Consider the following 3,048-nt stretch of genomic DNA (forward strand, 5'->3'; position numbering starts at 1 on the left):
GGTGGAACCCGCCGCCGCACCCGGCCGTCCATCCGGTCACCGTGTGCCGTGCTCCACCGACACGGAGGCGGCGGCACCCGTGTCGAAGCCGATCCGAGTGACCGCCCCGTCCTCGGACCAGGCCACCTCCACGGTGTCCCCGGCACCTCGGGCGTCCGCCGCCACGTTCACCCCGCTCACCGCCGTGCCCACCGGAGCCGGGTCCGCCTCACCGGTCAGCGAGGCCAGGGCCACCAGCACAGCCGTGCCCTCGGCGTCCACGGTCAGCCGGGGCATGACCGCCCACCGGGTGTACGCCGTGCCCTGCGGGGCGCGCACCTCCTCCGCGGACTCCCAGCCGTACAGCCCGTGCAGCACCGAGCGCGGCGACGCGTCCGGGGCCGTCGCCCAGCCGGTCTGCTCGACGCGGGCACCCGCCGGGACGCCGAGGAGCCGGTGGACCCGGAGTTCGTAACGCCCCCGTACGAAGGTGACGCTCTCCACCCGCAGTCCGGGGACGGCCGGCGGCTGCCCGGGGAAGACCGGCATGTGCCAGGAGGCCGCCCAGCCCCAGCCGTCCCCGTGCCCGGCTCCCAGGGGGTGGATCCGGCGGCGGACGCTACGGGCGGCGCCGACCCGGACGGAGAGATGGTTGTCCGCCACGTTCACCGGCGAGGAGGGACCGGTCGCCGTGGAGTACGCGAACCGCCCGTAGTGCGGGTCCGCCTCCGCCGCCGACTCGCCCTCGTGCGGGCGGACATGGTCGCTGCCGTGGTTGTGCAGCCGGACGATCCCGTCCGCCCGGGTCGACTGCACCAGCAGCCCGGGCGCCGGCAGCGACAGCACCCGGTCGGGGCCCTCGCTCGGTGCGGGCTCCTCCGGCTCGGTCCACAGCGGGTGGTCCGCCGGGGCGAGCAGCGAGACGAACGCCTTCGACGCCCAGTACGGCGACGCCGGACCCGAGTAGTGCTGGAGGGTCGCCCCGTGCGGACCGTGCCACCCCAGGCTCAGCAGCCCGTCCTCGCCGGTGGCCCCGTGCTCCAGGAAGTACCGGAGCGAACCGCTGACCAGCCGCCGGGACACCCCGGGGGAGAGCGGGGTGTGCCCGGAGACCGCGCCCATGCCGACCGCCGCGCCCGCCGCGAACCGGTAGGCGAGGGAACGCCCGAAGTGCAGCGGCGCCCCGTCCGCGCCGAACATCAGGGAGAAGCTCTCCAGATGCTCGCGCAGCCTGCCGCCGTAGTGCGCGAGGAGCTCCCGGTCGCCCGAGAGATGGGCGTCCAGCACCGGATAGAGGTGCAGCGCCCAGCCGTTGTAGTGGTCGAAGGCGCGCCCGTCCCCGTCCGCGTACCAGCCGTCGCCCCGGTACCACCCCTCCAGCAGGTCCAGCGCGCGGGCCCGTACCCGCGCGGTCTGTGCGTCGCCCCGGCCCACGGACTCCAGGAACCCGGCGACGGTGAAGGGGAAGAGGTACCAGTTGTTGGGCGCGGGGGTGTGCCGCAGCGCCCCGCGCAGCCACTCCTCGGCGCGGTCCTGGACGGGGCCGTCGAGCCGGTCCCAGAGCCACGGGCGGGTCAGCCGCAGGCCGAGGGCGACGGACGCCGACTCCACCATCGGCTGACCGAAGACGGTGTGGTCGCGGATGCGCGGCCAGGACTCGGTGTCGTCGCGCCCGGGGGTACGCGTACCGGCGGCGAGACCGTCCGCGTACCGGTCCAGCCAGCCGTGCGGGTCCTCGCCCCCGGCGCCCGCGACCCGGAACGCGGCGGCGAGGAACGTGCGTGCGTACCCCTCCAGCCCGTCGGAGCGGACCCCGGAACCCGAGGGGCGGCCGGGCAGGTCGAGCATCGCCCGGCCGGGGGTCGCCCACTGCCAGGCCGCGTGCAGCAGACCGTCCGCGGCGGCCTCCCAGTGCGCCCGGGTGTAACCGGTGCGGGGGCTCAGCGAGCGGTCGTCGCGGGGGAGTCGGAAGGGGAGGGAGAGGGGGGCGGTGGTCATGCGAGGAAGGCCAGCCTTTCCGGTCGTACGGGATGGGCGAAACCGTCGCCCGCGGCCCAGCGCGCGACCTCACCGGTCGCCAGATCGGCCAGTCGCCGCCACTCGTTGCCCTCGGACCCGGCGAGATGCGGGGTGATCAGCGCGTTCTCGCACTCCCAGAGCGGGTGGCCGGCGGGCAGCGGGTCCGGGTCGGTGACGTCGAGGACCGCGCGGATGCGGTTCTGGCGGAGTACGTCGGTGAGGGCGTCCTGGTCGACGACCGCGCCGCGCGCGGTGTTGATCAACGTGGCGTCCGGCCGCATGGAGGTGAGCAGTTCACGGCTGACGAGCCCGCGGGTGCCGGGCAGTAGCGGGGTGTGGACGCTCACCACGTCGCTGCGGGCGAAGAGTTCGGCGAGCCCGGTCCCTTCGACGCCGAGCGACGCCGCCTCCTCGGTGGACACGTACGGATCGTGCAGCAGCACCCGCAGGTCGTACGGGCGCAGCAGCTCGATCACCCGCCGTCCGATCAGCGAGGCGGACAGGATGCCCACGGTGCGGCGGTAGTTGCCGACGTCGTGGGGGGTGCGCAGCATGTCGGTCCGGGCCCGCGTGACGCGGAACTCCCGTGCGCGTTCCAGCACCCGCTTCCCGGAGAGCAGGATCATGGCGACGGTGTACTCCGCCACCGGAAGCGCGTTGGCGGCGGCGGCCGAGGACACAGCGATCCCGCGTGCCCAGCAGGCGTCGGTGACGAGGCCGCGTACCGAGCCGGCCGTGTGGACCACGGCCCGCAGCGCGGGAGCCGCCGCGAGCACCCGCTCGTCGATCGGCGGGCAGCCCCAGCCGGTGACCAGGATCTCCGCGTCGGCCAGGGCCGCGCGGGCCCGGTCGGTGGTGAAGTCGTCCAGGGCGGGCACCGGCGCGAGATCGCAGACCTCGCCGAGCGCGACGAGAGCCTCCGGCAGGAGCACCGCCGCCGCCGCGTCGGGTTTCATGGCGAGCACGGCACGCGGCCGGCGGGACGTACGGGGGGAAGCGGAACTGTGCATGTCTCTCCTGGTACGAGAGCGGGGACGCCCACGTCATCGC

2 protein-coding genes are annotated in these 3,048 nt (G+C 75.0%); both read right to left on the reverse strand.

Annotation, left to right across the window (positions count from 1 at the left end):
• Positions 1-36: 36 nt before the first annotated feature.
• A complete protein-coding gene (locus ACFWEP_RS33590; protein WP_387375927.1) occupies positions 37-1,977 on the reverse strand; it encodes a DUF2264 domain-containing protein in 1,941 nt (646 codons plus the stop codon).
• Complete coding sequence (locus tag ACFWEP_RS33595) at positions 1,974-2,954, reverse strand: hydroxyacid dehydrogenase (protein WP_387375929.1); 981 nt, start codon at positions 2,952-2,954, stop codon at positions 1,974-1,976. Before ACFWEP_RS33595 ends, ACFWEP_RS33590 begins: the two co-directional genes overlap by 4 nt.
• Between the last annotated feature and the right edge of the window lie 94 nt (positions 2,955-3,048).

This window comes from Streptomyces sp. NPDC060198 (genome assembly GCF_042728415.1).
Classification (GTDB): Bacteria; Actinomycetota; Actinomycetes; order Streptomycetales; family Streptomycetaceae; genus Streptomyces.